Below are 2,559 nucleotides of genomic sequence, written 5' to 3'. Positions count from 1 at the left end.
CGCGAGGGCTGGGTGACCATCCACCTCAAGCGCTGAGGCGGTTACTCACACATAAAGCGAGTTTGCCGCCTTCTTCAGCTCTTCGCGATCGTAGCCATTGGCGTTCAGCGTTTCATCGTCGAGACAAAGCAGCGCCCCGTTGACGTAGCGGGTCGCCTCGCGCCGGCGAGCTTCGATCAGCGCGCTCATGGCGTTTCTGAAAAATCCGCGTCTGGCTGGAAGCGTGGACATGACAGTCTCCTTTGCAGGACAACAGGATTCATTCCTCCACATCGGGGAAACTAAGCTCTGCCGACCTGTCTGGAAATCAACGATTCTGCATAGCGTCCATGCGCAAAGACACGGGGGCGCGCCCGCTAGCTTGCACGTCGTCGCTTCAGCATATCTGGATCATATGGCGTCTGGTGACAGATCCGTTTCAATTGGCACACGAAATGCTCTAAAGCATGTCTCCCGAAAGTGGGAACCGGTTTCGGGATAAAGACATGCGTAAGATCAAAAACCTAAAGCGCATGGAGCGAACCTGAAAGATCGCGACGCGCTTTAGGTTCGCGACAAGCATCCGAGGAGAGCCACCATGTTCCAGACCTTTGATTCCGCTGGCGATCCGGCCGTCGGCAAGCCGCGCGTGGCGTTGCTGCGGCAATGGCTGGTCGACAATGGCTTGGCTGGCTTCATCGTTCCCCGCGCGGACGAGCACCAGGGTGAGTATGTCGCCGACCGCTCGGCGCGGCTGAAATGGCTGACCGGCTTCTCCGGTTCGGCCGGCGTCGCCATCATCCTGCGCGACCGCGCCTTCATCTTCGTCGACGGCCGCTACACGTTGCAGGTCCGAAACGAGGTCGACCTTTCGATCTTTACCGTCGAAAGCCTCATCGACAATCCGCCGGCCAGCTGGCTCAAGGACAATCTCGGCAAGGGCGCAAGGCTCGGCTTCGACCCCTGGCTTCATACGATCGGCGAGGTCAGGGCGCTGAAGGCGTCGGCCGAGCAATCCGGCGCGACCTTGGTGCCGCTCGACAGGAACCCGATCGACATCATCTGGAAGGACCAGCCGGAGCCGCCGCGGGCTTCGGTGGAGTTGCAAGAGCTCAATTTTGCCGGTGAGCTCGCCAAGGGCAAGCTTGTGCGGTTGGCAAGCGCCATCCAGAAGGACGGCGCCACCCATGCGGTGCTGACCGATCCCTCTTCCATCGCCTGGAGCTTCAACATCCGTGGCGGCGACGTGCCGCACACGCCGCTGGCGCTCGGCTTTGCCATCCTCGCCGCCGACGGCAAGCATCAGCTGTTCATGGACCAGCGCAAATTCCCGCGCCAGGTCGCGGCCTATCTCACCCAGCTTGCCGATCTGCATGATCCGGGCGAGTTCGAAGCGGCAATCGTCGAGCTGGCCAAAAATGGCGCCAGGATCGCGCTGGATCCGGTGCTGGCGGCGGAAAAGCTGCGGATGCTGACCGAGGACAATGGCGGCACCGTCGTCTTGGCGGCTGACCCGGCGCGTATTCCCCGCGCGACCGAGAACCAGGCCGAGATCGCCGGCAGCCGCGCCGCGCATCGCCGCGACGGCGCTGCGGTCGCCAAGCTGCTGTGCTGGCTCGACCGCCAGAAGCCCGGCACGCTCGACGAAATCGCCGTCGTCACCAAGCTGGAGGAAGTGCGCCGCCAGACCGGCGAGGAAACCCAGATGCCGCTGCGCGACGTCTCCTTCGACACGATTTCCGGCGCCGGCCCGAACGGCGCGATCATGCATTACCGCGTCTCGCGGGCCACCAGCCGCAAACTGGAAAGCGGAGAACTGTTCCTGCTCGATTCCGGCGGTCAGTATCAGGACGGCACCACCGACATCACCCGCACCGTTCCGATCGGTGAGCCGACGCAGGAGATGCGGGAGCGCTTCACGCTCGTGCTGAAGGGCATGATCGGCATCTCGACGCTGCGTTTCCCCGCCGGCACGCGCGGCTCGGAAATCGACGCGGTTGCCCGCGTGGCGCTGTGGAAGCGTGGCTGCGACTTCGCCCATGGCACCGGCCACGGCGTCGGCTCCTACCTTGCCGTGCATGAAGGGCCGCAGCGCATCGCCCGAACCGGCACCGAAAAACTGCTTGCCGGCATGATGCTGTCCAACGAACCAGGCTACTACAAGGAAGGCGCCTACGGCATCCGCATCGAGAACCTGATTCTGGTCACGCCGGCGGAACCGATCGAAGGCGGCGACATCCCCATGCACGGCTTCGAGACGCTCACGTTGGCGCCGATCGACAAGCGTCTCGTCCGCTGCGATCTCTTGACCCGCGACGAGTTGCACTGGCTCGACCAGTATCATGCATGGGTGCTGGCCGAGATCGGCCCGATGGTGGACGGCGAAACGCTGGCCTGGCTGGAGAAGGCGACAGCACCACTGCCGCACGACGCGAAGATTTGAGATTAGCTTCTTTCTCCCCGTTCTACGGGGAGAAATGCCCGGCAGGGCAATGAGGGGCAGCGCCGGCGGTCCGAAACGATCGCGCCGGCAGAATTGCTATCCCACAAACTGCCGCGCGATGATCAGCACCGCAGCAC

Annotated in this window: 2 protein-coding genes; one reads left to right on the top strand and one right to left on the bottom strand. The window is 63.3% G+C overall.

Going from position 1 to position 2,559, the window contains the following annotated elements:
• Positions 1 to 45 precede the first annotated feature (45 nt).
• Positions 46 to 189 carry a hypothetical protein gene (locus EOA28_RS32125; protein WP_348527608.1) on the bottom strand — a complete coding sequence of 48 codons (144 nt, stop codon included), beginning with the start codon at positions 187 to 189 and terminating at the stop codon, positions 46 to 48.
• A 388-nt stretch (positions 190 to 577) separates the two neighbouring features.
• On the opposite strand from EOA28_RS32125, the gene EOA28_RS32120 reads away from it, so the two are divergent.
• Positions 578 to 2,422: an aminopeptidase P family protein gene (locus EOA28_RS32120; protein WP_128315676.1), complete on the top strand. Its 1,845-nt coding sequence runs from the start codon at positions 578 to 580 to the stop codon at positions 2,420 to 2,422.
• Positions 2,423 to 2,559 lie beyond the last annotated feature (137 nt).

Source organism: Mesorhizobium sp. M2A.F.Ca.ET.067.02.1.1 (genome assembly GCF_004023285.1).
Classification (GTDB): Bacteria; Pseudomonadota; Alphaproteobacteria; order Rhizobiales; family Rhizobiaceae; genus Mesorhizobium.
This window is presented reverse-complemented; position numbering and strand designations above follow the sequence as displayed.

Excerpts from the sequence above, each read along its gene's own strand:
- EOA28_RS32125 (WP_348527608.1), bottom strand. The coding sequence starts at position 189 with ATGAGCGCGCTGATCGAAGCTCGCCGGCGCGAGGCGACCCGCTACGTC.
- EOA28_RS32120 (WP_128315676.1), top strand. The coding sequence starts at position 578 with ATGTTCCAGACCTTTGATTCCGCTGGCGATCCGGCCGTCGGCAAGCCG.